22 protein-coding genes are annotated in these 26,610 nt (G+C 39.0%); 16 read left to right on the top strand and 6 right to left on the bottom strand.

What is annotated here, in order from left to right:
• Window positions 1–56: 56 nt before the first annotated feature.
• From HT718_RS08495 to ezrA, 9 genes are all read left to right on the top strand, one after another.
• Window positions 57–806, top strand: a complete 750-nt coding sequence (locus HT718_RS08495; protein ID WP_173268191.1) for an ABC transporter ATP-binding protein — start codon at window positions 57–59, stop codon at window positions 804–806.
• The gene (locus HT718_RS08490; protein WP_173268190.1) at window positions 787–2,421 is read left to right on the top strand and encodes a hypothetical protein; all 1,635 of its coding nucleotides are present in this window, start codon (window positions 787–789) and stop codon (window positions 2,419–2,421) included. The genes HT718_RS08495 and HT718_RS08490 overlap by 20 nt, the downstream gene beginning before the upstream one ends.
• Before the next feature lie 588 nt (window positions 2,422–3,009).
• Window positions 3,010–3,939: a peptidase U32 family protein gene (locus tag HT718_RS08485; RefSeq protein WP_173268189.1), complete on the top strand. Its 930-nt coding sequence runs from the start codon at window positions 3,010–3,012 to the stop codon at window positions 3,937–3,939.
• Window positions 3,940–4,139: 200 nt separating this feature from the next.
• Window positions 4,140–6,590 (top strand): bifunctional DnaQ family exonuclease/ATP-dependent helicase, encoded by a 2,451-nt coding sequence (locus HT718_RS08480; protein WP_173268188.1) that lies wholly within the window; start codon window positions 4,140–4,142, stop codon window positions 6,588–6,590.
• Between the two features lie 36 nt (window positions 6,591–6,626).
• The gene (locus tag HT718_RS08475) at window positions 6,627–7,850 is read left to right on the top strand and encodes an FtsW/RodA/SpoVE family cell cycle protein (RefSeq protein WP_173268187.1); all 1,224 of its coding nucleotides are present in this window, start codon (window positions 6,627–6,629) and stop codon (window positions 7,848–7,850) included.
• A gap of 10 nt (window positions 7,851–7,860) precedes the next feature.
• Window positions 7,861–8,415, top strand: coding sequence for a DJ-1 family glyoxalase III (locus HT718_RS08470; protein WP_173268186.1), 555 nt, complete (start codon window positions 7,861–7,863; stop codon window positions 8,413–8,415).
• An 84-nt stretch (window positions 8,416–8,499) separates the two neighbouring features.
• Window positions 8,500–9,063, top strand: a complete 564-nt coding sequence (locus HT718_RS08465) for an HAD family hydrolase (RefSeq protein WP_031240397.1) — start codon at window positions 8,500–8,502, stop codon at window positions 9,061–9,063.
• A gap of 14 nt (window positions 9,064–9,077) precedes the next feature.
• On the top strand, window positions 9,078–11,024 hold the full coding sequence (gene gyrB / locus HT718_RS08460) for a DNA topoisomerase (ATP-hydrolyzing) subunit B (protein WP_049539264.1): 1,947 nt from the start codon (window positions 9,078–9,080) through the stop codon (window positions 11,022–11,024).
• Between the two features lie 81 nt (window positions 11,025–11,105).
• Entirely contained in the window at window positions 11,106–12,833 is a 1,728-nt protein-coding gene (ezrA, locus tag HT718_RS08455; RefSeq protein ID WP_173268185.1) for a septation ring formation regulator EzrA, read from the top strand.
• Window positions 12,834–12,990: 157 nt separating this feature from the next.
• On the opposite strand, the gene HT718_RS08450 is transcribed toward ezrA, so the two are convergent.
• The 4 genes from HT718_RS08450 to HT718_RS08435 form a co-directional block, all read right to left on the bottom strand.
• A complete protein-coding gene (locus tag HT718_RS08450; RefSeq protein WP_173268184.1) occupies window positions 12,991–13,290 on the bottom strand; it encodes a DUF1827 family protein in 300 nt (99 codons plus the stop codon).
• Between the two features lie 210 nt (window positions 13,291–13,500).
• The gene (locus HT718_RS08445; protein ID WP_000431189.1) at window positions 13,501–13,953 is read right to left on the bottom strand and encodes an NUDIX hydrolase; all 453 of its coding nucleotides are present in this window, start codon (window positions 13,951–13,953) and stop codon (window positions 13,501–13,503) included.
• Window positions 13,954–14,083: 130 nt separating this feature from the next.
• On the bottom strand, window positions 14,084–16,342 hold the full coding sequence (locus HT718_RS08440; protein ID WP_173268183.1) for an ATP-dependent Clp protease ATP-binding subunit: 2,259 nt from the start codon (window positions 16,340–16,342) through the stop codon (window positions 14,084–14,086).
• 230 nt (window positions 16,343–16,572) lie between these two features.
• Window positions 16,573–16,803 (bottom strand): DUF1797 family protein, encoded by a 231-nt coding sequence (locus tag HT718_RS08435; RefSeq protein ID WP_173268182.1) that lies wholly within the window; start codon window positions 16,801–16,803, stop codon window positions 16,573–16,575.
• A gap of 190 nt (window positions 16,804–16,993) precedes the next feature.
• Between HT718_RS08435 and HT718_RS08430 the strand changes: the two genes are divergently transcribed.
• The 5 genes from HT718_RS08430 (at window position 16,994) to HT718_RS08410 (ending at window position 21,279) form a co-directional block, all read left to right on the top strand.
• On the top strand, window positions 16,994–17,677 hold the full coding sequence (locus HT718_RS08430) for an amino acid ABC transporter permease (RefSeq protein WP_049534493.1): 684 nt from the start codon (window positions 16,994–16,996) through the stop codon (window positions 17,675–17,677).
• A complete protein-coding gene (locus HT718_RS08425; RefSeq protein ID WP_173268181.1) occupies window positions 17,677–18,411 on the top strand; it encodes an amino acid ABC transporter ATP-binding protein in 735 nt (244 codons plus the stop codon). Before HT718_RS08430 ends, HT718_RS08425 begins: the two co-directional genes overlap by 1 nt.
• 177 nt (window positions 18,412–18,588) lie before the next feature.
• Complete coding sequence (locus tag HT718_RS08420; protein WP_173268180.1) at window positions 18,589–19,446, top strand: bifunctional methylenetetrahydrofolate dehydrogenase/methenyltetrahydrofolate cyclohydrolase; 858 nt, start codon at window positions 18,589–18,591, stop codon at window positions 19,444–19,446.
• A 137-nt stretch (window positions 19,447–19,583) separates the two neighbouring features.
• On the top strand, window positions 19,584–20,405 hold the full coding sequence (locus HT718_RS08415; RefSeq protein WP_173268179.1) for a phosphate ABC transporter ATPase: 822 nt from the start codon (window positions 19,584–19,586) through the stop codon (window positions 20,403–20,405).
• Window positions 20,406–20,418: 13 nt separating this feature from the next.
• Window positions 20,419–21,279 (top strand): NAD(P)H-hydrate dehydratase, encoded by an 861-nt coding sequence (locus HT718_RS08410; RefSeq protein WP_173268178.1) that lies wholly within the window; start codon window positions 20,419–20,421, stop codon window positions 21,277–21,279.
• Between the two features lie 137 nt (window positions 21,280–21,416).
• Here the strand turns inward: HT718_RS08410 and pbp3 are convergent, their stop codons facing one another.
• A complete protein-coding gene (gene pbp3, locus HT718_RS08405) occupies window positions 21,417–22,658 on the bottom strand; it encodes a D-alanyl-D-alanine carboxypeptidase PBP3 (protein WP_173268177.1) in 1,242 nt (413 codons plus the stop codon).
• 102 nt (window positions 22,659–22,760) lie between these two features.
• Here pbp3 and HT718_RS08400 point away from each other — a divergent pair, with 102 nt between their 5' ends.
• On the top strand, window positions 22,761–23,870 hold the full coding sequence (locus HT718_RS08400) for an AI-2E family transporter (protein WP_173268176.1): 1,110 nt from the start codon (window positions 22,761–22,763) through the stop codon (window positions 23,868–23,870).
• Window positions 23,871–24,069: 199 nt separating this feature from the next.
• Entirely contained in the window at window positions 24,070–25,266 is a 1,197-nt protein-coding gene (tuf, locus tag HT718_RS08395) for an elongation factor Tu (RefSeq protein ID WP_173268175.1), read from the top strand.
• Between the two features lie 120 nt (window positions 25,267–25,386).
• On the opposite strand, the gene HT718_RS08390 is transcribed toward tuf, so the two are convergent.
• Window positions 25,387–25,812, bottom strand: coding sequence for a hypothetical protein (locus HT718_RS08390; protein ID WP_240147368.1), 426 nt, complete (start codon window positions 25,810–25,812; stop codon window positions 25,387–25,389).
• Between the last annotated feature and the right edge of the window lie 798 nt (window positions 25,813–26,610).

The following is a 26,610-nucleotide window of genomic DNA, read 5'->3' as shown; positions in this document are numbered from 1 at the left end:
AAAATGAAAGCGCTATAATTATAGTAAATTACATAGATAAAGAGAGGAGATTTCTCATGATTGAATTTCAAAATATTAGTAAGTTGTACGGTGATAAAGAGGCCTTGAGTAATCTCAATTTGCAGATTGAAAATGGGGAGATTATGGGCTTAATTGGCCATAATGGGGCTGGAAAATCGACCACTATAAAATCCTTAGTCAGTATCATTTCGCCCAGCAGTGGTCGTATTTTGGTAGACGGTCAAGATTTATCGGAAAATCGCTTGGCTATTAAACGAAAGATTGGCTACGTAGCAGACTCGCCTGACTTATTTTTACGCTTAACGGCCAATGAATTTTGGGAATTAATCGCCTCCTCTTATGATCTGACTAGCTCTGACTTGGAGGCTAGTCTAGCTAGGCTATTGAAAATTTTTGATTTTGCTGAAAATCGCTATCAGGTCATTGAAACTTTTTCTCACGGAATGCGTCAGAAAGTCTTTGTCATCGGAGCACTCTTGTCTGATCCTGATATTTGGGTCTTGGACGAACCCTTGACTGGTTTGGATCCCCAGGCTGCTTTTGATTTGAAACAGATGATGAAGGAACATGCACAAAAAGGCAAGACAGTCTTGTTTTCAACTCATGTCCTAGAGGTAGCCGAGCAAGTTTGTGATCGGATTGCTATTTTGAAAAAGGGACATTTGATTTATTGTGGTAGCGTGGAGGGCTTGAGAAAAGACCACCCAGATCAGTCTTTGGAAAGTATCTACCTTAGCCTTGCTGGTAGAAAAGAGGAGGTTTCAGATGCGTCTCAAGGTCATTAAAAAATTAGTTGATATCAATATTCTCTATTCATCTCAAGAAGCTAATCTGGCTAACCTACGAAAGAAGCAGGCTAAGAATCCTGGGAAAAAAGTAAATGTTTCCGCTAGAGTCCTAAGTTCTTACATTTTTTCTAGTCTCTTGGTGCTCATCGCTTTTAGTAATATAGCCATTCATTTTCCTTTTGAGGAAAACCCCATTTATTTTAGTGGAATGATTTCTTTTTTACTGCTGCTTGTCTTTTCAACTTCTTTAACAGCTTTTTACAATGTCTTTTATGAGAGTAAGGACTTGGCATCGTATAGGCCCTATGCTTTTAAAGAATCAGAGATTATAATTGCCAAAGGTCTGTCTGTCCTCTTGCCAGCTCTAGCTGGAATTATACCAATCCTAGCTTATTTTCTAGTCCTCTACATTAGGCTAGCCCCTTCTCTGTGGCTGGGTTTGCCTTTGATGCTGCTGTCCTTGGTCTTATTATTTGTCTCTTTGGCTTTAGTGATGATAGTGGCAGTGCATTTCTTGGCTCAAACTGCGCTTTTTAGAAAGTATCAGTCTATTTTTGCGAATGTGATGATTGGGATAGGGGTTCTCATACCTTTATTATTTGTCTTCTTTGTCCAGTCCACTTCTAGAGGTATAGGTAATCAGACTAAAGAAATTCCACTTCTCCTTTATCCTCTTCATCTCTTTTACAAAATAGCAGTGGAGCCTTTTTCAACAGAAGCCATCCTGGGTCTGCTCGCTTGGATAATTCTAACTGTTTTCTTGCTTTACCTGACCAAAAAGAAAGTTCTTCCTCATTTTTATGACGTGATCCTACTTAACAGTGAGGAGAAGGTCATAAAAGAACGTCGCAGTAAGGAGAGGATTTCAACTACTAAAAAGGGCTTTTTCCGTATGGTTTTGCGCTATAACCTCTCTCTCTTGGGACAGGGGACTGGCGTGATTACTGTGCTTTTTACAAGTGCTTTTATTCCTTATCTCATGATGATCGGTCTGATTTCCAACCTCCGAGATTATCAGATAGTTCCAGATATTCATCCTCCATACTGGTTACCCTTGTTTTTTGTAGGAATGTTTATAGCAGTTGTCAATAACAATATCACCAGCCTGCCTGCAATTGCCTTGTCCTTAGAGAGGGAAAATGTTGATTTTCTTAAGAGTTTACCCTTTGACTTTGCTCGTTATGTGAAAGTGAAATTTTGGATTATATTTGCTGTCCAGTCCTTTTTACCAGTTCTGACGTTGCTTGGCCTTTCTCTATATCTAGGCTTGCCCATCCTTTCGATGATTTACCTTCTTGTGGCATGGATCCTTGCTAGTATCATCCTTTCTTGCCACCATTACTTTAAGGACGTAAAAAATCTGTCAACCAATTGGAGTAGCATTACGGACTTGGTGAACCGTTCAAATCGTATAGTAGCAATTGTTTTGATTTTGGTTTATAGTGTTATCTTAATGATTTTAGTCATTGTGAGTTCATTCTTGGTTCAGTATCTCGCTCCTGTCCTTGCCATCAGCTTGGGAGTAGGAGTTCTTATCTTCTTGCTTGCTCTTGCTATTTTTGGCTATCATTACTATCTGTCACGCATATTGACAGAAATAGAAAAAAGATGAGATAGTTGGTCGCTTGCTTGATAAATTTTATAAAAAGAAATGAGACTGATCAAAAAATCACTTCTAACTAGCAAAAAAACGAGCATTTCCATAGTTGGATATACTCGTTTTTCTATGCCATTTTTCTTATCATAAGAACAAAACGACTAGAAATTTATAACAATGTATAAATCCTACAGCATCAATTGCTTAAATTTGGGACTAGATTTTATCTATGATGTTTTGAATATTAATGGAGCTTGAGATGTTTGCTATTTATGGATAGTGTACAAAGTAAATTGTTACTGGCGAGCTCTCTCCTGCTTCTGGGTTTGCCTTTCATCTAGTTATTCTTATAAAAATCCGTTTTATACTCAATGAAAAACAAAGAGCAAACTAGGAAGCTAGCCTCAGGTTGCTCAAAGCACCGCTTTGAGGTTGCAGATAAAGCTGATGTGGTTTGAAGAGATTTTCGAAGAGTATTAGACTAATTTCCACTTGGGTCAGGCAACTGGAAGTTACTTTGAAAAGTTACCGAGAAATGATTCCTATTTGTAAAACTCTGATAAGTCTTGGCTGATTTGCTAGAAATGTGGTATAATTTTTCTTATGGAAAAGATTATCATTACAGCAACTGCTGAAAGTATTGAACAAGTTAAACAACTGCTCGAAGCTGGCGTAGATCGTATCTATGTCGGTGAGAAAGATTTTGGCCTTCGTCTGCCAACAACCTTTAGTTATGACCAATTGCGTGAAATTGCTAATCTGGTTCATGATGCTGGTAAGGAATTGATCGTTGCAGTCAATGCCCTCATGCACCAAGATATGATGGACCGTATCAAGCCTTTCCTCGATTTCTTGGAAGAAATTAAGACAGATTACATTACAATTGGGGATGCAGGTGTCTTTTATGTGGTCAATCGCGATGGTTATTCCTTTAAAACCATCTATGATGCTTCTACAATGGTGACAAGCAGTCGTCAGATTAACTTTTGGGGACAAAAGGCTGGCGCATCTGAGGCTGTTTTGGCGCGTGAAATTCCATCAGCTGAACTTTTCAAAATGCCAGAGATTTTGGAAATTCCTGCCGAAGTTTTGGTGTATGGTGCTAGTGTGATTCACCATTCTAAACGTCCGCTCTTGCAAAACTACTATAATTTTACGCATATCGATGATGAAAAGACCCGCAAGCGCGACCTTTTCTTGGCTGAACCAAGTGATCCTGAGAGCCATTACTCTATCTTTGAAGATAATCATGGGACCCACATCTTTGCCAACAATGATCTTGATTTGATGACCAAATTGACAGAATTGGTGGAGCATGGTTTTACTCACTGGAAATTAGAAGGACTCTATACTCCAGGTCAAAACTTTGTTGAGATTGCAAAACTCTTTATCCAAGCGCGTAGCTTGATTCAAGAGGGCAACTTTAGCCATGACCAAGCCTTCTTGCTGGATGAAGAAGTGCGCAAGTTACACCCTAAAAACCGTTTCCTTGATACAGGATTTTATGATTACGACCCTGATATGGTTAAATAAAGTAAATGGATAGTTGAGAGAAGGATGAGACAAACATTTCTTCTCTCAATTTTTCTTATTTCTTCACCATTTTCAAAAAAATCAGCAGGCTCGGATGCTCTGTTTACTGGGAATTTTAATACAAGTAACCTTCTTGAGTTTGAAAATTATCCCATGTTTGCAGGTGCCAAATGGCCCTTTTTTTGGTATAATTTTTTATAATGAAAACGATTGGTAATCGCTATGTTGTGGTTGATTTAGAGGCAACTAGCACAGGTAGTAAGGCTAAAATTATCCAAGTGGGAATTGTTGTGATTGAGGATGGGAAAATCGTCGATCACTATACGACGGATGTCAATCCACATGAACCTTTGGATGCTCATATCAAAGAACTGACAGGATTGACAGACCAACGTCTGGCGCAAGCACCTGATTTTTCGCAAGTTGCCAGAAAAATCTTTGACTTGGTGGAGGATGGGATTTTTGTAGCCCATAATGTTCAGTTTGATGCCAATCTCTTGGCGGAAAATTTATTTTTTGAAGGCTATGAACTAAGAAATCCTCGTGTTGACACGGTCGAATTGGCTCAGGTCTTTTTCCCTGAACTGGAAAAATATAGTTTGCCGATTTTGTGTCAGGAATTAGGAATTCCTCTAAAACACGCCCACACAGCCCTTTCAGATGCCCAAGCTACTGCGGAATTACTCCTTTTTCTACGAGAAAAGATGGCCCAGCTTCCTAAAGGTCTCTTGGAACGCTTGCTGGAAATGGCTGACGCTCTCTTATATGAGTCCTACTTGGTTATTGAAGAAATTTATCGCAGCCAATCTATCCTGACTTCTCCAGACTTGGTCGAAGTTCAAGGACTGTATTTCAAGAAAACTGCATCTCCTCTGGAGACACGAAAACTATCTCAAGATTTTTCTAAAAATATTTCTCTATTGAACCTTGAAATGAGGGAGGAACAAGAAAGTTTTGCCAAAGAGGTAGGCTTGCTATTGAAGGATGAGCCTGTCTCATTAATTCAAGCGCCGACTGGGATTGGGAAAACTTATGGCTATCTCTTACCTGCTTTGTCCCAAGTGGAAAATCGTCAGATTGTCCTTAGTGTTCCGACAAAGATTCTTCAAAATCAAATTATGGAAGAAGAAGGTAAAGGTCTCAAGGAGCTATTCCATACAGATATTCATTCTTTAAAGGGGCCACAGAATTACCTGAAGTTGGATGCCTTTTATCGTTCCTTGCAGGAAAATGATGAAAATCGCTTATTTAGGCGCTTTAAAATGCAACTCTTGGTCTGGTTGACAGAGACAGAAACTGGGGATTTGGATGAAATCGGACAACTATACCGTTACCAACATTTTCTAAGAGACCTTCGTCATGATGGGAATTTATCATCCAAGAGCTTATTTGTGACGGAAGATTTTTGGAAAAGAAGTCAAGAAAGGGCACAAGCCTGTAAGCTTTTAGTGACCAATCATGCCTATCTTGTAACCAGACTGGAAGATAATCCTGAATTTGTCAGTGACCGTTTATTGATTATTGATGAAGTCCAAAAAGTTTTGTTGGCCCTAGAAAATCTGCTTCAAGAGACCTACGATATCCAGTCTATTATTGATTTAGTTGATAAGGCTTTAGTAGGAGAAGAAAATAGGATTCAACAACGAATACTAGAAAGTATTCGCTTTGAGTGTCTCTACTTGATAGAACAATTTCAGTCTGGTAAATCTCGAAAAAATATCTTAGATTCTCTCGCCAATCTCCACCAGTATTTTTCAGAATTAGAGGTAGAGGGATTTGAGGAACTGGTTCGCTATTTTACGGCTGAAGGTGATTACTGGCTTGAAGCAACTGAAACGAGTCAGAAGAAAATTCAAATTTCTTCTACAAAATCAGGCCGTATTCTTCTATCTTCCTTAGTGCCTGATTCATGTCAAGTCTTGGGAGTGTCGGCCACTCTTGAGATTAGTCAGAGGGTTTCTTTGGCAGACCTTTTAGGCTATCCTGAAGCCAAATTTGTCAAGATTGAAGCTCATAAAAAACAGGATCAAGAAGTGGTCTTGGTCAAAGATTTCCCTCTAGTAACAGAAACTTCCATAGAAGTCTATGCCAAAGAGGTAGCTGATTTACTGATGGATGTTCAAGCTTTCCAACAACCGATTTTGGTTCTCTTTACTGCCAAAGACATGCTTCTAGTAGTATCGGATTTACTTCCAGTTAGCCATCTGGCCCAGTATAAAAATGGCGATGTTCATCAACTGAAGAAACGCTTTGAAAAAGGTGAACAACAAATCCTGCTTGGTGCAGCAAGTTTTTGGGAGGGAGTTGATTTTTCAAGCCATCCTTTTGTGATTCAAGTTGTACCGAGACTTCCTTTCCAAAATCCCCAAGAGCCCTTGACGAAAAAGATCAATCAGGAACTAATTCAAGAAGGGAAAAATGCCTTTTATGATTATCAATTGCCAATGGCTATTATTCGTTTAAAACAGGCTTTGGGAAGAAGTATGAGACGTGAACACCAACGTTCTTTAACCCTCATTCTGGATAGAAGAATCGTCGGAAAACGATACGGCAAGCAAATAGTGACTTCTATAGCAAAAGAAGCGACTGTTAAAACCGTCTCTCGATCCGAAGTTGATGAGGCTGTTGATAAATTTTTAAATGAACTTTGATAAATAGTATTGTATGAAAGTATAAGGTTAATATATATGAAACGTTCTCTCGACTCTAGAGTCGATTATAGTTTGCTATTGCCAGTATTTTTTCTACTGGTTATTGGCGTGGTGGCTATCTATATAGCTGTTAGTCATGATTATCCAAATAATATTCTGCCCATTTTAGGGCAGCAGGTCGCCTGGATTGCCTTGGGGCTTGTGATTGGTTTTGTGGTCATGCTCTTTAATACAGAATTTCTTTGGAAAGTAACCCCTTTTCTATATATGTTAGGTTTGGGACTCATGGTTCTGCCAATCGTCTTTTATAATCCAAGCTTAGTTGCATCAACGGGTGCCAAAAACTGGGTATCAATAAATGGAATTACCCTATTCCAACCGTCAGAATTTATGAAGATATCCTATATCCTCATGTTGGCTCGTGTCATTGTCCAATTTACAAAGAAACATAAGGAATGGCAACGTACAGTTCCGCTGGACTTTTTATTAATTTTTTGGATGATTGTCTTTACCATTCCAGTCCTAGTTCTTTTGGCACTTCAAAGTGACTTAGGGACGGCTTTGGTTTTTGTAGCTATTTTCTCAGGAATCGTCTTGTTATCAGGAGTTTCTTGGAAAATTATTATTCCAGTATTTGTGACTGCTGTAACAGGAGTTGCTGGATTCTTAGTCATTTTTATCAGTAAGGGTGGTCGGGCTTTTCTCCATCAATTGGGGATGCCGACCTACCAAATCAATCGTATCTTGGCTTGGCTTAATCCATTTGACTTTGCCCAAACAACCACTTACCAGCAGGCTCAAGGACAGATTGCCATTGGAAGTGGTGGCTTATTTGGTCAAGGGTTTAATGCTTCGAATCTGCTTATTCCAGTTCGTGAGTCGGATATGATTTTCACGGTGATCGCAGAAGATTTTGGCTTTATTGGCTCTGTCCTTGTTATTGCCCTTTACCTCATGCTGATTTACCGTATGTTGAAGATTACTCTTAAATCAAATAACCAGTTCTACACTTATATTTCCACAGGTTTGATTATGATGTTGCTCTTCCACATCTTTGAAAATATCGGCGCTGTGACGGGCTTGCTTCCTCTGACTGGGATTCCACTGCCTCTCATTTCGCAAGGAGGATCGGCTATTATCAGTAATTTGATTGGTGTTGGCTTGCTTTTATCGATGAGCTATCAGACTAATCTAGCTGAAGAAAAGAGCGGAAAAGTGCCATTCAAGAGGAAAAAGGTTGTATTAAAACGAATCAAATAAGGAGAAAATCATGGTTAAAGTAGCAGTTATGTTAGCTCAGGGCTTTGAAGAAATTGAAGCTTTGACAGTTGTAGATGTCTTGCGTCGGGCAAATATTACTTGTGATATGGTTGGTTTTGAGGAGCAAGTGACGGGTTCGCACGCAATCCAAGTAAGAGCGGATCGTGTCTTTGATGGTGATTTATCAGACTATGACATGATTGTCCTTCCTGGAGGGATGCCTGGTTCTGCACATTTGCGTGACAATCAGGCCTTGATTCAAGAATTGCAAAGCTTCGAACGAGAAGGAAAAAAACTAGCAGCTATTTGTGCGGCACCAATTGCCCTCAATCAAGCAGGGGTATTGAAAAACAAGCAGTACACTTGTTATGATGGCGTTCAAGAGCAAATCCTTGATGGTCAATATGTCAAGGAAACAGTAGTGGTAGATGGTCATTTGACAACCAGTCGAGGTCCCTCTACAGCCCTTGCCTTTGCCTACGAGTTGGTGGAGCAGCTAGGAGGGGACGCAGAGAGTTTACGAACAGGAATGCTCTATCGAGATGTCTTTGGTAAAAATCAGTAAAACGGGAGTCAACCTCTCGTTTTTTATGTGGAAAACTCAGGGAAATCATCGCTTTTTTAACGAAAAAATGGTATAATGAAAGCTATGAAAAATCACGATTATATCTGGGATTTAGGTGGAACTTTACTGGATAATTATGAAACTTCAACAGCTGCATTTGTTGAAACATTAGCGCTGTATGGTATCACACAAGATCATGACAGTGTCTATCAGGCTTTAAAGGTTTCTACTGATTTTGCGATTGAGACATTCGCTCCCAACTTAGAACATTTTTTAGAAAAGTACAAGGAAAATGAAGCCAGAGAGCTTGAACATCCGATTTTATTTGATGGAGTTTCTGACTTATTGGAGGACATTTCAAATCAAGGTGGGCGTCATTTCTTGGTTTCTCACAGAAATGATCAGGTCTTAGAAATTTTAGAAAAAACCTCTATAGCAGCTTATTTTACAGAAGTAGTCACTTCTAGCTCAGGCTTTAAGAGAAAACCAAATCCTGAGTCTATGATTTATTTAAGAGAAAAGTATCAGATTAGCTCTGGTCTTGTTATTGGTGATCGGTCGATTGATATCGAAGCAGGTCAAGCAGCAGGATTGGATACCCACTTGTTTACCAGTATCGTGAATTTAAGACAAGTATTAGACATGTAAGAAAAAGGAATAAGATGACAGAAGAAATCAAAAATCTGCAGGCACAGGATTATGATGCCAGTCAAATTCAAGTTTTAGAGGGCTTAGAGGCTGTTCGTATGCGTCCAGGGATGTATATCGGGTCAACCTCAAAAGAAGGTCTTCACCATCTAGTCTGGGAAATTGTTGATAACTCAATTGACGAAGCTTTGGCAGGATTTGCCAGCCATATTCAAGTCTTTATTGAGCCAGATAATTCGATTACTGTTGTTGATGATGGGCGTGGTATCCCAGTCGATATTCAGGAAAAAACAGGCCGACCTGCCGTTGAGACTGTCTTTACTGTCCTTCATGCTGGAGGAAAGTTTGGCGGTGGTGGCTACAAGGTCTCAGGTGGTCTTCACGGAGTGGGGTCGTCAGTAGTTAACGCCCTTTCCACTCAATTAGATGTTCATGTCCACAAAAACGGTAAGATTCATTACCAAGAATACCGTCGTGGTCATGTTGTTGCTGATCTTGAGGTAGTCGGAGATACAGATAGAACTGGAACAACAGTTCATTTTACACCGGACCCAGAAATCTTCACTGAAACAACAACCTTTGATTTTGATAAATTAAATAAACGGATTCAAGAGTTGGCCTTTCTAAATCGCGGTCTTCAAATCTCCATCACAGATAAGCGCGAAGGTTTGGAACAAACTAAGCATTACCATTATGAAGGTGGGATTGCTAGCTACGTTGAATATATCAATGAGAATAAGGATGTTATCTTTGATACACCAATCTACACCGATGGTGAGATGGATGATATCACAGTCGAAGTAGCTATGCAGTACACAACGGGTTACCATGAAAATGTCATGAGTTTCGCCAATAACATTCACACCCATGAAGGTGGTACGCATGAACAAGGTTTCCGTACGGCACTAACTCGCGTTATCAACGATTATGCTCGTAAAAATAAGTTACTGAAAGACAATGAAGACAACCTAACAGGGGAAGATGTCCGTGAAGGCTTAACTGCAGTTATTTCAGTTAAACACCCAAATCCACAGTTTGAAGGACAAACCAAGACCAAATTGGGCAATAGTGAAGTGGTTAAGATTACCAATCGTCTTTTCAGTGATGCCTTCTCTGATTTCCTCATGGAAAATCCACAGATTGCCAAACGTATCGTGGAAAAAGGGATCTTGGCTGCTAAGGCTCGTGTAGCTGCCAAGCGTGCGCGTGAAGTTACCCGTAAAAAATCTGGTTTGGAAATTTCTAACCTTCCAGGGAAACTAGCAGACTGTTCTTCTAACAATCCTGCGGAAACAGAACTCTTCATTGTCGAAGGAGACTCAGCGGGTGGGTCAGCAAAATCTGGTCGTAACCGTGAGTTCCAAGCTATCTTGCCAATTCGTGGTAAAATCTTGAACGTTGAAAAAGCTAGCATGGATAAAATTCTTGCAAACGAAGAAATTCGTAGTCTTTTCACAGCCATGGGAACAGGATTTGGAGCAGAATTTGATGTTTCAAAAGCTCGTTACCAAAAACTCGTTTTGATGACCGATGCCGATGTCGATGGAGCTCACATTCGTACTCTTCTTTTAACCTTGATTTATCGTTATATGAAACCAATCCTAGAAGCTGGTTATGTTTATATTGCCCAACCACCAATCTATGGTGTCAAGGTTGGAAGCGAGATTAAAGAATACATCCAGCCAGGCGCAGATCAAGAAATCAAACTCCAAGAAGCTTTAGCCCGTTATAGTGAAGGTCGAACCAAACCGACCATTCAGCGTTATAAAGGTCTAGGTGAAATGGATGATCATCAGTTATGGGAAACAACTATGGATCCTGAACATCGCTTGATGGCCAGAGTTTCTGTGGATGATGCTGCAGAAGCAGATAAAATCTTTGATATGTTGATGGGGGATCGAGTAGAGCCTCGTCGTGAGTTTATCGAAGAAAATGCTGTCTATAGTACACTTGATGTCTAAAAAATCGGGAGAAGTAGTTCCCTTGGTCTAAAAAATATGATATAATCATTACGATTGTTTCAAGTAAAAAAGGAGTTTAATATGTCTGCTAGACTAGTAATTTATTTAATAATTGCAGTTGCAGTTTTATTGGTCATTGCCTATGCTATCGCAATCTATGTAAGGAAGCGCAATGAAAGTAAATTAGCAATTTTAGAAGAGAAAAAAGAAGAACTGTACAATCTGCCAGTTAATGATGAAGTTGAAGCTGTAAAAAATATGCACTTGATTGGACAAAGTCAGGTGACTTTCCGTGAATGGAATCAAAAATGGGTTGATTTATCTCTTAATTCTTTTGCCGATATCGAAAATAATCTTTTCGAGGCAGAAGGCTACAATAACTCATTCCGTTTTTTCAAGGCCAGTCATCAAATTGATCAAATCGAGAGTCAAATTACCTTGATTGAAGAAGATATTGCGGCAATTCGCAATGCCTTGGCAGATTTGGAGAAACAAGAGTCTAAAAATAGTGGACGTGTTCTTCATACCTTGGACTTGTTTGAAGAGTTGCAACACCGAGTTGCTGATCATTCTGAAGAATATGGACAAGGTTTGTCTGAAATCGAAAAACAATTGGAAAATATCCAATCAGAGTTTTCTCAGTTTGTAACTTTAAATTCATCTGGTGACCCAGTAGAAGCTGCTGTGATTTTGGATAATGCTGAAAATCATATCTTGGCTTTGACACATATTGTTGATCGTATACCAGCAATTGTAACAACATTATCTAAAGAGCTACCAGATCAACTAGAAGATTTAGAAGATGGTTACCGTAAGCTCTTAGATGCCAACTATTATTTTGCTGAGACAGATATCGAAGCGCGTTTCCAACTGCTTTATGAGGCTCTCAAGAAAAATCATGAGAATATTGCGCAACTAGAATTGGATAATGCCGAGTACGAAAATACTCAAATCCAAGAAGAGATTAATGCACTTTACGATATCTTTACAAGAGAAATTGCAGCACAGAAAGTGGTAGAAGGTTTAGTAGCAACACTTCCTACTTATCTGCAACATATGAAGGAAAATAATGCTTTATTGATAGAAGATATTGAGCGTTTGAGCAAGAACTATTTACTTTCTGAGTCAGATGCAAGTCATGTTCATAGATTGCAAGCTGAGTTAGAGTCTTTGGAAGAATCTGTATTAGAATTAACTTCAGAACAAGAGGAACATTCTGAGCCATATTCATTACTTGAAGAACGTTTGGAAAACTTACAAGCGACTTTGAAAGAAATTGAGGATGAACAAGTTGAACTTAGTCAACGTCTTGCTCAGATTGAAAAAGATGATATCAATGCACGTCAAAAGGCAAATGTATATGTTAATCGTCTCCATACCATCAAGAGATATATGGAAAAACGGAACCTACCTGGTATTCCACAAACTTTCTTGAAGTTATTCTTTACAGCAAGTAATAATACGGAAGATTTAATGGCTGAATTAGAACAAAACTTAGTTAATATAGAGTCAGTTAACCGTATTCTTGAAATTGCAACGAATGATATGGAAGAGCTTGAGGCGGAAACTTATAATATTGTACAATATGCAACCTTGACAGAACAACTCTTGCAATATTCTAACCGCTACCGCTCATTTGATGAACGCATTCAAGAAGCCTTCAATGAAGCTTTAGATATTTTTGAGAAAGAATTTGATTATCATGCTTCGTTTGACAAGATTTCTCAAGCATTGGAAGTGGCAGAGCCTGGTGTAACCAACCGCTTTGTTACCTCATATGAGAAAACACGTGAAACAATTCGTTTCTAAAATAATAAAAAAGATTTGNNCAAATCTTTTTTATTATTTGTCTATAAAATCTTGTATGATAAGATCTCAAGATAAAAAATTGGAGACGATTTAAAAAGCAAGTCAGAACCTATGTCTGGTCTATAAGGTTCAATAGCTTTCTAATCTCTCCAAAATTTTATTTGATTGGAATCGAAATCCCAATTAATTTTTCTGAGTAGAGGGTTTTGATATTGGTCTCCTCAATAGAGTCCTTATCAATTTTACGTTTCAAGAAAAACTCTTGGATGGCTTCGATTTCGGTTTCGCGAATAGCACGGTGTTTATTTGAAATGAGGACTTCATAGTGAAGCGGAGCTTGGGTAAAAATAACATCAGTATTTCCAGCAGAATAGACCTCAACAAGGGTTGCATCTGTACTTTCTAGCTGGCTTTTTACAAGTTGCGAGTGTGAGTTTGTCGTATTGATAAGCTTCATAACATTCCCTCCGATTTTCTAATTCTATTATAGCACTTTTTAAATAAAGTAGCTTGATTTATACTCAATGAAAATCAAAGAGCAAACTAGGAAGCTAGCCGCAGGTTGCTCAAAACACAGTTTTGAGGTTGTAGATAAGACTGACGAAGTCAGTGACTATATCTACGGCAAGGCGAAGCTGACGTGGTTTGAAGAGATTTTCGAAGAGTATTAGTCAATCTTATGCTGTCTTTTCCAAGATTGAATGGCCCATTTATGACTACCACGTTTGAGATTTTCAATAGCCTCATCAATAGGGAACCAGGCAATATGATTAAAGTCTTCTAGTGGTTTTTGAACTTCCTTGAAAGAAGTCGCTTCATAGAGGTAGGCAGGATTGTAGTAGTAGGTATCACGGTGACGAGAGTAGAAATATTCGTCAGCTTGTCCGTAATAGACACCAATTTCAGCTGTGAATCCAAGCTCTTCAATCAATTCACGTTTCAGGGCTTCCTGATGATTTTCTCCTGCTTCAATTTCGCCACCTGGTAAGAACCAAGCGCCATTAGGCGCCTGAACAAGAACAATTTGTTTTTGTTCAGCGTCTGGAATAACCGCATATACACCGTAACGTGAAACATAGTCTGTATTCGCTTTTTTTTCTCCGAAAGTTGGGTTTTCCATTGCATTTTCCTCATTATCTAGTATCGTTATTATTATCATAATGGACAAAGGTCGAGCTGTCAAGAAATTACAGTTATTTTAGTAAAAAAGAAGCAGAAACATTTCATTTTCTACTCCTTTTTTATAGAATTTATTTTTCTTTTTCAGAAGTTCTTACTTCAGCTTTTTTGGCAGATTTGATTTGAATCTTGCCCTTGTTGGTCATAACTGCCTTGAGGTCTTTTTCGCTTGGATTTTCAAGGTAGTAATCAGTAATTGCGTCCTCAATATAGTCTTGAATAGTGCGGCGAAGTGGGCGTGCTCCCATTTTTGGATCATAACCAAGGTCAACCAATTTTTCCTTGACCTTGTCAGTTACATCTAAATGAATGTTGTTGCTAGAGAGCCGTTCGCTAACATCTGCTAGCATGAGTTCGACAATCTGAAGGAGGTTATCTTTGCTGAGAGCCTTAAATTCGATAATACCATCAAAACGGTTCATAAACTCTGGACTAAAGAAGTTGCCGAGTTCACCGAGAACAGAGTTGGTACGTCCTTCTCTAGCAGCCCCAAATCCAACGCTGGCTTCTGCCTTACCTGTACCTGCATTTGAGGTCATGATGATGATGGCATCCTTGAAGCTAACGGTACGTCCTTGCCCATCTGTCAAACGACCATCGTCCAAGACTTGCAGGAACATATGCATGACATCTGGATGGGCTTTCTCTACTTCGTCCAAGAGAATAAGAGAATATGGATTGCGGCGAACTTTTTCAGTTAATTGCCCAGCCTCATCGTAGCCGACATAACCTGGAGGGGCACCGACCAACTTAGCTACGCTGTGTTTTTCCATATATTCACTCATATCAAAGCGAATCATGCTGTCAGCAGAACCAAAGAGTTCGATAGCCAGTTGTTTGGAAAGTTCTGTCTTACCGACACCAGTTGGTCCGACAAAGAGGAAGCTTCCGATTGGGCGGTTAGGCGTACCAAGTCCGACACGATTACGGCGAATAGCCTTGGCAATCTTATCGACTGCGTCATCTTGACCAATAACATGAGACTTGAGATCTTCGGCTAAATTGATGAGTTGAGATTGTTCTTTCTCTTTCAAATCACCAACAGGGATGTTGGTTTTCTGCTCGATAATGTGTTCAATTGTTTTCTCACTGATGATAGGAGTATCTTGGTCAGTAACCTTTTTCTTTTGCATTTCCTTATACTTGACAATTTGATCGCGGAAGTAGGCAGCTTTTTCAAAATCTTCCTCTCGTGTAGCTTGAGATTTGAGATTTTCAGCTTCAATTAAGCGCTGATCAATCACTTTAGGATCTACAAAATTCAAGGTCAAGTTCATCTTAGAGCCTGCTTCATCTAGGAGGTCAATTGCTTTGTCAGGTAAGAAGCGATCTTGGATGTAGCGATTGGAAAGAGTGGCAGCTGCTTCAATTGCGGCATCAGTATATTGAACGTGGTGGTAGTCTTCGTATTTCTTTTGAATTCCTTTGAGGATAGTGATTGTTTCTTCCACTGTTGGCTCATCCACCTTAACGGGCTGCATACGACGCTCTAGGGCAGCATCTTTTTCAATGATACGGTATTCATTGAGGGTAGTAGCACCGACCAATTGTAGTTCCCCACGAGCAAGGGCTGGCTTGAGGATATTTCCTGCATCCATATTGCCATCGCCAGCAGAACCAGCACCGACAATTTCATGGATTTCGTCGATAAAGAGGATGATGTCCTCACGTTTGCGAATTTCTTCCATGAGTTTTTGCATGCGTTCTTCAAATTGTCCACGGATACCCGTTCCTTGAACTAAGCTAACCACATCCAAACGGATGACTTGTTTGCCTTGGAGTTTATGTGGAACATCGCCATCAACAATTTTCTGAGCTAGACCTTCGACAACGGCAGTTTTTCCGACACCAGGTTCACCGATAAGAACAGGATTATTCTTGGTTCTACGATTGAGAATCTCGATGACACGGATAATCTCATCATCTCGTCCAATAACGGGGTCGATATCGCCACGACGAGCAATCTCGGTTACATTAATACCAAATTCTTCTAACAGGCCTTTTTCTTGACTTGGAGGCGGAGTTTGAGCAGATCCACGATTTTGGGAGCCATAACCGCCGTTTCCACCGTAACCTCCACCTGATTGGGTTGGAGGAATAGGAGGAGTATTGCTAGAAGGCCTGAAATTGTTTAGATCATTGAAGAAGTCACCAAAGGGATCGAAGTCACGATTGTTCAAATCTGTCATTCCCTTAAAGAGACTGTTGTTAGGATCAGTCTTGATAATCTTATAGCAGCTTTGACAGAGGTCAATTTGTTTTTGTTTTCCATTGAGATTGGTGTAAAGATGAATTGTTGAGTCGATGATTTTACAGTTTTGACAAAGCATACATCTACCTCATTTCTTTCTTTAGCCTGACTTGTTTAAAGGTCAAAAATAGTCAAATTTCTATACTCTCATTATAACAGGATTGGGGTGTAAAGCAAGTAAAAAGATTGCAGCTTTGAGAAGTTGTTACAATGAAAATCTTTGTGAATTTGGACTATAAAAAAATCCTATTTGTGAGACAAAAAGGATTTTGGTTAGACATGCAGGGTGTAATCCCAGCTTGTTTTAGATTAGTAGAGGAGTTCGTAAATCTCCATTGCGATTAAGTCAATGCTGTCAAACATATAAGTTTCGCGAGCTTCTACATCACGAAGGGTAAAGATTGATCCGTTTTCTTCGTCGTGGCTGTATGCAACTTCTGCAACAACAACTCCTTCGCGTTCAAAATTACGTTTTAAATTTCCGCCGTCTTTTGCCATTGCTTCAAGGCGGTTGATGATTCTAACCAAATGTGATTCCATTTTGATTCTCCTTCATTTCTTATCGTTACTATTTTACCATAAAGGAGGCCAACTTGACTAGAAAAAACTAAGATTTCTCGCTAATTCTACTAGCTTAAAGTTTTTTTGAATAAATTGGATAAAAGATTTGAATTTTAATTCAATACATGTTATAATCATACAGTATTCTATTTTAGAAAGCAGTGTGACTATGAATTTTTCTTTTTTACCTAAGTATTTACCTTATTTTAACTATGGGGCTGTTGTGACGGTTCTCATTTCTATCTGTGTTGTCTTTTTGGGGACTATTTTGGGTGTTGTCTTGGCTTTTGGGCAACGTTCAACGTTTAAACCGCTTGTCTGGCTCGCAAATTTGTACGTTTGGATTTTCCGTGGGACCCCGATGATGGTTCAGATTATGATTGCCTTTGCTCTTATGCATATCAATGCTCCGACTATTCAGGTTGGGATTTTGGGTGTTGATCTGTCTCGTCTGATTCCAGGGATTTTGATTATCTCTATGAACAGTGGTGCCTATGTTTCTGAGACTGTTCGGGCTGGTATTAATGCGGTTCCTAAGGGGCAGTTAGAGGCGGCCTACTCGCTAGGGATTCGTCCTAAAAATGCTATGCGCTATGTGATTTTGCCACAAGCTATCAAAAATATCCTTCCAGCATTGGGGAACGAATTTATCACTATTATCAAGGATAGCTCCCTCTTATCAGCTATTGGTGTTATGGAGTTGTGGAATGGGGCTACAACGGTTTCTACAACGACCTATCTACCTTTAACACCACTTTTATTTGCAGCTTTTTATTACTTAATCATGACTTCTATTTTGACAGTGGCTTTGAAAGCTTTTGAAAAACGTATGGGACAAGGAGATAAGAAATAATGACAGAAACCTTGATAAAAATTGAAAATTTACATAAATCCTTTGGAAAGAATGAAGTATTGAAGGGCATCAACCTCGAGATTAAAAGAGGAGAAGTTGTTGTTATCATCGGTCCTTCAGGTAGCGGGAAATCAACCCTCCTTCGTTCGATGAATCTTCTCGAAGAAGCAAGTAAGGGAAAGGTTATCTTTGAGGGAGTCGATATTACGGACAAGAAGAATGACCTGTTTGCCATGCGTGAGAAGATGGGCATGGTATTCCAACAATTCAACCTCTTTCCTAATATGACTGTGATGGAAAATATCACCTTGTCTCCTATCAAGACCAAAGGTGAAAGTAAGGAAGTTGCAGAGAAGAGAGCTCTGGAACTTTTGGAAAAAGTTGGTTTACCAGATAAAGCAACTGCTTATCCACAGAGTTTGTCAGGTGGCCAGCAACAGCGTATTGCCATTGCGCGTGGTTTAGCTATGGAACCAGATGTTTTGCTCTTTGACGAGCCAACTTCAGCCTTGGATCCTGAAATGGTAGGTGAGGTGCTGGCTGTTATGCAAGACCTTGCCAAATCAGGAATGACCATGGTTATCGTAACACATGAGATGGGATTCGCCCGTGAGGTGGCAGATCGTGTCATCTTTATGGCAGACGGTGTGGTTGTTGAAGATGGAACACCTGAACAGATTTTTGAACAAACCCAAGAACAACGGACTAAAGACTTCTTGAGTAAGGTTTTATAAGTTAGCTTTGTTTAGCTATTTGTAGCCAACTTTACATATAAAATATAGATTAATGAAAAGCTCGAACCGAGCTTTTTATTATAGTTTGAAACTATAAGATAGCCTAGGAAAGAAGTGTTAGAGGGGACTAGCAGTTTTTGGTATAATGGAAGATATTTGAAAGAAAAGAGAAGTGATATGACACAGATTATTGATGGGAAAGCTTTAGCGGCCAAATTGCAGGGGCAGTTGGCTGAAAAGACTGCAAAACTAAAGGAAGAAACAGGTCTAGTACCTGGTTTGGTAGTGATTTTGGTTGGAGACAACCCTGCCAGCCAAGTCTACGTTCGTAACAAGGAACGCTCTGCCCTTGCGGCAGGTTTCCGTAGCAAAGTAATGCGAGTTCCAGAGACCATTAGTCAAGAGGAATTGTTAGACTTGATTGCTAAATACAATCAAGATCCAGCTTGGCATGGAATTTTGGTCCAGTTGCCATTACCAAAACATATCGATGAAGAGGCAGTTTTATTAGCCATTGACCCAGAAAAGGATGTGGATGGTTTTCATCCGCTTAACATGGGGCGTCTTTGGTCTGGTCATCCAGTCATGATTCCATCAACACCCGCAGGGATTATGGAGATGTTTCATGAATATGGGATTGATTTAGAAGGTAAAAATGCGGTCGTCATCGGTCGTTCCAATATCGTTGGAAAACCTATGGCTCAGCTTCTTTTGGCAAAGAATGCTACAGTGACTTTGACCCACTCACGGACTCATAATCTTGCCAAGGTGGCTGCTAAAGCAGATATTCTGGTTGTTGCAATCGGTCGTGCCAAGTTTGTGACTGCTGACTTTGTCAAACCAGGTGCGGTAGTCATTGACGTTGGGATGAATCGTGATGAAAATGGTAAGCTCTGTGGGGATGTTGATTATGAGGCGGTTGCTCCACTTGCTAGCCACATTACGCCAGTCCCTGGAGGTGTCGGTCCTATGACCATTACTATGCTGATGGAGCAAACTTATCAAGCAGCACTTCGGACGCTAGATAAAAAATAAGAGAAACATTCGCTGAAGAGAGTGTATTTTCTATAGCTATATCTATAATGGCGGAAATGAATATTAAATTTTAGATATAAGATTACAAAAGGAGGTCTGCGCCTCCTTTTTGTTGTATAATGGAGTGAGGTGATTAGATGATTTTAAAAATTTATAATGGGGAATATAGTTTACAATGGGATGGAATATACTACTTATCACTAATTGATTATCCAAATATTCAAGAATGGGAATTAGAAAAAATTGCTAAATTTATAGCTTACGAAAAACTTCATAAACGTCAAACAAGTATTGAGTGTGCTGATTCTTGTTTAAAAAAAGAGATTTCAGATTACATCTTTCAGCACCCCTTTCTGCCACCATTTACCCCTACAGATAAAAGAGTAGCCTCGACTTATGATATACATAAGAGGTTAGTGACGTCAGACTACTGTAGTCATACTACGACTATAGATGCAGCGATTTCTATCTTTAAAACAGGTCAGCTCTTATCTGCTGTGAAAGCCTTTGGGCGAGATGCTGAGGAGTTGGTTTTGGATAGTCGAAATGCTGCATCGGATCCGATAGATTATTTTAACTATGTCATGTTAGGGTGGTCAAATACAAGTTCTGGTTATCGATTAGCGATGGAGCATTTTTTAGGTCGAGCTCCTTCAGAGAAAGAATTACAAGACAAGTTTATTCCTGGAGTGAGTTTTCATTTTATCTATACAGATTTGATTAAAGTTACTGGCTATATTTTTGATGGCTATCATGTTGCAAAAATTAAGGATATGTTGAATTTATTTAGTGAGTTGTATATTTGCATTATTCCAACTCATAATAAGAGCCAATTTGAAAATATTATTCCAAGTCGATTACTAGATAGGGTGTATTACCTTGACCATGATGGAGAAGGTTTGGAAGAGTGGACTAAAAAAGTGTATCGGATTGTCTTAAAACAATCAGGTAAAGGATAGTTGAGGAAAAAAGATGAAAGTGATTGATCAAGCTCTACTAGAAAAAGTCATTATTGAACGTTCTTGTACCAGTCATAAAGGAGACTATGGCCGTCTGCTGTTGCTTGGTGGGACTTATCCTTATGGTGGTGCTATCATCATGGCTGCTTTAGCAGCTGTAAAAAGTGGTGCAGGATTGGTGACCGTTGGAACAGACAGGGAAAACATTCCAGCTCTGCACAGCCATTTACCTGAGGCTATGGCCTTTTCTCTTCAAGACCAGCAATTGTTAAAAGAGCAGTTGGAGAAGGCAGAAATTATCTTACTAGGGCCTGGTTTAGGAGACGATGCTTTTGGAGAAGATCTAGTCAAACAGATCTTTGCTGGCTTAAAAAAGAATCAGATTTTGATTGTAGATGGTGGTGCCCTGACCATTCTTGCTAGAACAAGTTTGTCATTTCCATCTAACCAGCTTATCCTAACTCCCCACCAAAAGGAGTGGGAAAAACTGTCTGGAATTACGATTGAAAAGCAAAACGAAGCTGTAATGGCTAGTGCCCTAACTTCCTTCCCTCAAGGAACAATTTTGGTGGAGAAAGGTCAAGCTACTCGTATTTGGCAAGTTGACCAATCTGATTATTACCAGTTACAGGTTGGCGGTCCCTATCAGGCGACTGGGGGAATGGGAGATACTCTGGCTGGAATGATTGCAGGATTTGCAGGCCAGTTTAAACAAGCTAGTCTCTACGAGCGTGTGGCAGTAGCGACCCATCTTCATTCAGCAATAGCCCAAGAATTAGCTCAAGAACATTATGTGGTCTTGCCGACTGAGATTAGTCATGAGATTCCTAAAATGATGAAAAAATATCTCAAAATAGGCTGTGCTAGAACTTGATTTTAAGAGAAAACGAAGTAAATCTTACCACAATAAAACGCATAATATCAAGGTTTTAATGCCTGATATTATGCGTTTTTGACTTTAAAATTTTTTGCTCTGGCTCTATTTTGGAGCAAGCTTCTGCTCAGTATGTTTTATAATTTCTCGTTGATAAATCGGATAAACTGGTTCCACCAAACTTTTAAGAAGAAGGCTTTTTCAACTTTCTTTTCTGCTACCATTTCGAAACTAGAACGTTCTGTGGTAATGTAACCTTGACCAATCAAGTCATTGTCTTCGTAAGTCAGATGACCAACCACTGTTCCAGCTTCAAGTGGTGCTGGGATTGCTTTAGAATCAGGTGTGAATTGAATAGATTGGGAAGATTGATTCCCGACACGTTCAATTAGATAGATATCCTCTGGGGCCACTGCAGTGACCGTATCTTCTTTTCCATCTTGTACAGGGGCTTTACTATCTTGATAGGCATCTCCTTTTTGCACTATTTTACGAAGTGTGAATGTAGAAGAGATATAATCCATTAGTGAAGATGTAGCTGTAAACCGAGCGTAAGGATTATTGGATTGATGATCTGCATTCAAAACAACTGTGATAACCCTCATTCCTTTTTCGACAGTAGTACCAACAAAAGACTCTCCAGCTTTGTCTGTTGTTCCTGTTTTCAGTCCATCAAAACCACCACGGTAAGCAGGCATGCCTTCTAACATGTAGTTGGTCGAAGTGATTGTCATCCCAGCAAAAGTAGAAGAAGGTTTTTTTGTGATTTCTAAGACTTGTGGGTATTTTTTGATGAGGTTACGAGCAACGATAGCAACATCATAAGCGCTGAGCTTATTTTCATCATCTTTATTAGACCCTGGGTAAATGTTATCTCCTAGAGTCTCGTTGTTCAGACCAGTTGTATTGACAACGGTGGCATCTTTGATTCCCCATTCCAAGAGTTTGGCCCGCATCATATCAACGAAGTCTTTCTCTGAGCCAGCAATTTTCTCAGCTAGGGCAATAGCGGCGCTGTTGGCACTAGATACCATGGTTGCTTCAAGTAACTCTTCCACAGTATAATTACGGGCCTCCATAGGAACATTACTGGCCTCAGAATTTGTCGTTAATTGATAAGGATAGTCAGAAATATCTACAGGAGTGGATAGTGTAATACTTCCGTTTTCCAAGGCTTCATAGACTAGGTAAACAGTAATCAATTTTGTGATTGAAGCGATTTCCACTGGCTGAGTTGCATCTTTTTCATAAAGTATTTTTCCAGTATTTGCTTCAACAGCAATGACATGTTTTGCAGCAACATTAAAATCTTGAGCAGCAACAGTAGATGCTGAGCCAATAAGGGATAGGCTTAGTAGAGTTAAAATGATTTTTTTCATAGTAAGTTTATTCTAACATAAAGAAAAAAATATTCCCAGTTTCATGATAGAAGAAAGAAGCTTTTTTGAAAGTATGGTAAAATAGATGAATGGAGGTACCTCATGTTTCGTAAGAATAAATTATTTTTTTGGACCAGTGAGATTTTACTATTAACAATCATCTTCTATTTATGGAGAGAGATGGGAGCGATTATTACACCTTTTGTAAGCGTCGCAAACACCATCATGATTCCTTTTCTTCTAGGTGGTTTTTTATATTATTTGACCAATCCTATTGTAAATTTTTTACAAAAGTATTTCAAAATTAATCGTATCTTTGGTATTCTACTAACCTTGTGTGCCTTGGTTTGGGGGTTAGTTATTGGGGTAGTCTATCTCTTACCGATTTTGGTCAATCAGTTGACCAGCTTGATTGCGACTAGCCAGACTATCTACAGTCGTTTACAAGATTTGATTGTGGATTTATCTACTTATCCAGCCTTTCAAAATTTAGATATTCAAGCGACTATTCAGCAGTTAAACCTATCCTATGTAGATATTTTACAAAATATCCTAAATAGTGTTACCAATAGTGTCGGAAGTGTCCTATCAGCTCTCTTTAGTACCGTTTTGATTATTATTATGACCCCTGTATTTTTGGTTTATTTTTTGTTAGATGGTCACAAATTTTTACCGATGCTTGAGCGCACTGTTTTAAAGAGAGATAAGTTGCATATTGCAGGTCTGCTAAAAAATTTGAATGCGACAATTGCTCGATACATTAGTGGAGTCGCAATTGATGCGCTTATTATCGGCTGTTTAGCCTTTATCGGATATAGCGTTATCGGTTTAAAATATGCTTTAGTTTTTGCCATCTTTTCGGGATTGGCCAATCTCATTCCTTATGTAGGACCAAGTATCGGTTTGATTCCAATGATTGTCGCAAATGTCTTTACTGATCCTCATAGAATGCTGATTGCAGTTGTTTACATGCTGATCATTCAACAAGTGGATGGGAACATCCTTTACCCTCGAATCGTAGGTGGGGTGATGAAGGTTCATCCAATTACGATTTTAGTATTGCTTTTGTTATCAAGTAATATCTATGGTGTCATTGGTATGATTGTCGCAGTACCAACCTATTCTATCTTAAAAGAAATTTCTAAGTTCTTATCTCGTTTGTATGAAAATCATAAAATAATGAAAGAACGAGAAATAGAATTAGCCAAGTAAAAGTCAGGAGCCCCCTGATTTTTCTTTTTATGGTGATAGGAGTAGAAGTGCTGATTATATTAGCCGATTAAGAATAATTCACAAAAACTTTGTAAAACACTTGCAATTTAGCTGAAATTTGATAAAATAGTAAGGAAAGTTAGACTGTATTGCCTACTGTCTATCTATAAAATATATTTTATTGGAGGCTTTTACTCAAATGGCAAAAGAAAAATACGATCGTAGTAAACCACACGTTAACATTGGTACTATCGGACACGTTGACCACGGTAAAACTACCCTAACTGCAGCTATCACAACTGTTTTGGCACGTCGCTTGCCTTCATCAGTTAACCAACCTAAAGACTATGCGTCTATCGATGCTGCTCCAGAAGAACGCGAACGCGGTATCACAATCAACACTGCGCACGTTGAGTACGAAACTGAAAAACGTCACTACGCTCACATCGACGCTCCAGGACACGCGGACTACGTTAAAAACATGATCACTGGTGCCGCTCAAATGGACGGAGCTATCCTTGTAGTAGCTTCAACTGACGGACCAATGCCACAAACTCGTGAGCACATCCTTCTTTCACGTCAGGTTGGGGTTAAACACCTTATCGTCTTCATGAACAAGATCGACTTGGTTGACGACGAAGAATTGCTTGAATTGGTTGAAATGGAAATCCGTGACCTTCTTTCAGAATACGACTTCCCAGGTGACGATCTTCCAGTTATCCAAGGTTCAGCTCTTAAAGCCCTTGAAGGTGACTCTAAATACGAAGACATCGTTATGGAATTGATGAACACAGTTGATGAGTACATCCCAGAACCAGAACGTGACACTGACAAACCATTGCTTCTTCCAGTCGAAGACGTATTCTCAATCACTGGACGTGGTACAGTTGCTTCAGGACGTATCGACCGTGGTATCGTTAAAGTCAACGACGAAATCGAAATCGTTGGTATCAAAGAAGAAACTCAAAAAGCAGTTGTTACTGGTGTTGAAATGTTCCGTAAACAACTTGACGAAGGTCTTGCCGGAGATAACGTAGGTGTCCTTCTTCGTGGTGTTCAACGTGATGAAATCGAACGTGGACAAGTTATTGCTAAACCAGGTTCAATCAACCCACACACTAAATTCAAAGGTGAAGTTTACATCCTTACTAAAGAAGAAGGTGGACGTCACACTCCATTCTTCAACAACTACCGTCCACAATTCTACTTCCGTACTACTGACGTTACAGGTTCAATCGAACTTCCAGCAGGTACTGAAATGGTAATGCCTGGTGATAATGTGACAATCGACGTTGAGTTGATCCACCCAATCGCCGTAGAACAAGGTACTACATTCTCTATCCGTGAGGGTGGACGTACTGTTGGTTCAGGTATGGTTACAGAAATCGAAGCTTAATTCGATTTAGTTCCCAGAAGAACAATTATTTAAGTCAGACATTAAAAGAATCTTGCTATGCAAGGTTCTTTTTTTAAAGTAAAAAGATAGACCTGGTAAAGTCCAGATCTATCTAATAAGTTATTTCCAAGTGACTAGTTCGCTCCAAACGCTAACATTCGATATAGTAGAGGTTTGACCAGCAGGAACCCATTTGTTGGTGCCTAAGTATCTAACTTCTAATTTACGAACATTTACTGTGTAAGATGCTTTTAGTCTAATATAACCATAAGTGTAGGGTGGTACGTTATGGGAGACTGAGTGATTTAAACTAAGTCCAAATCCAGACTCAGGAGCAGAAAAGCCAACACCTGCACTTATAGTTAGGGTAGCTCCAGCTTTTCCACCATAGGCAGTTGAACTTCGAGCTCCTGATGTGGCACTGCTCTTGTAAGAGTAAGAGTAGCTAGTTCTATAGTCTGCAACACCAGTTGCATTAGAACGAGTCTGATACATAGATTTAGACTCCAAATAGGTATCCCTAAGTTCAGTCGTATAAAATGACAATAGCTCTCCTGTGTTGATATCTTTTACAACATGATTAGATACAATTTCATAATTTGTACCAGGATAGACATCAGCAAAAACCGTAGATGTTGAGACTAAGAATACTAGACTTGATAGAACAGCGAAAAACAATATTTTCAGTTTAATCATAAAATATTTCCTTTCGTCATGATCAAAAGATTATTTTTTCAATCCTTTGAAAGTCATAATGCAACCCAAAACGATACTGAGAGTTCCTATAGGTCTCCAATATAGTTGCCAAAAGAATAAATTTATCGTTTCTTTCAGTGTATCATCGGGTCCGCCATAATAGGGGTTGATGTGAAATAATAAAAAACCAAAACATAAAACTATGATTCCAGTTAAGAATAAAATGTCCTTATTTACTTTCCTCATAAAACCTCCTTTTATTTAATTTAAAGCGCTTTCTATTATTAGTATACGTCAAAAAAATAAAAAAACAAGTCTATTTATTTATTAATTTATATGGTATAATAGAATAGTTGGAGAGTTTTTCTATAGTTTTAAAATGCTGATATGAAACACCTCATATTTTACAAAATAAAAATCTCTCGTTCAAATAAGAGCAATGGAAAAATAAACTGCATCCCAAAACTTAGATTTTTTCTGTCAGATTTTTGGGATGCAGTTCACTTTTTACTACAAATATTATGTAGTTTTACAAAAAAAGAAGCTAGATAAAAACTCAATTTTAGGAGAAAATGAAGTAAATCTTCTCACAATAAAATGCATAATATCAAGTTTTTTGCACACATGATATTGAACTGCACCCCAAAA

The sequence above is a fragment of the Streptococcus sp. 714 genome (assembly GCF_013277115.1).
In the GTDB taxonomy this organism is placed as follows: Bacteria; Bacillota; Bacilli; order Lactobacillales; family Streptococcaceae; genus Streptococcus.
The sequence above is the reverse complement of the archived record's forward strand: the minus strand, read 5'-3'. Positions and strand labels throughout refer to the sequence as shown.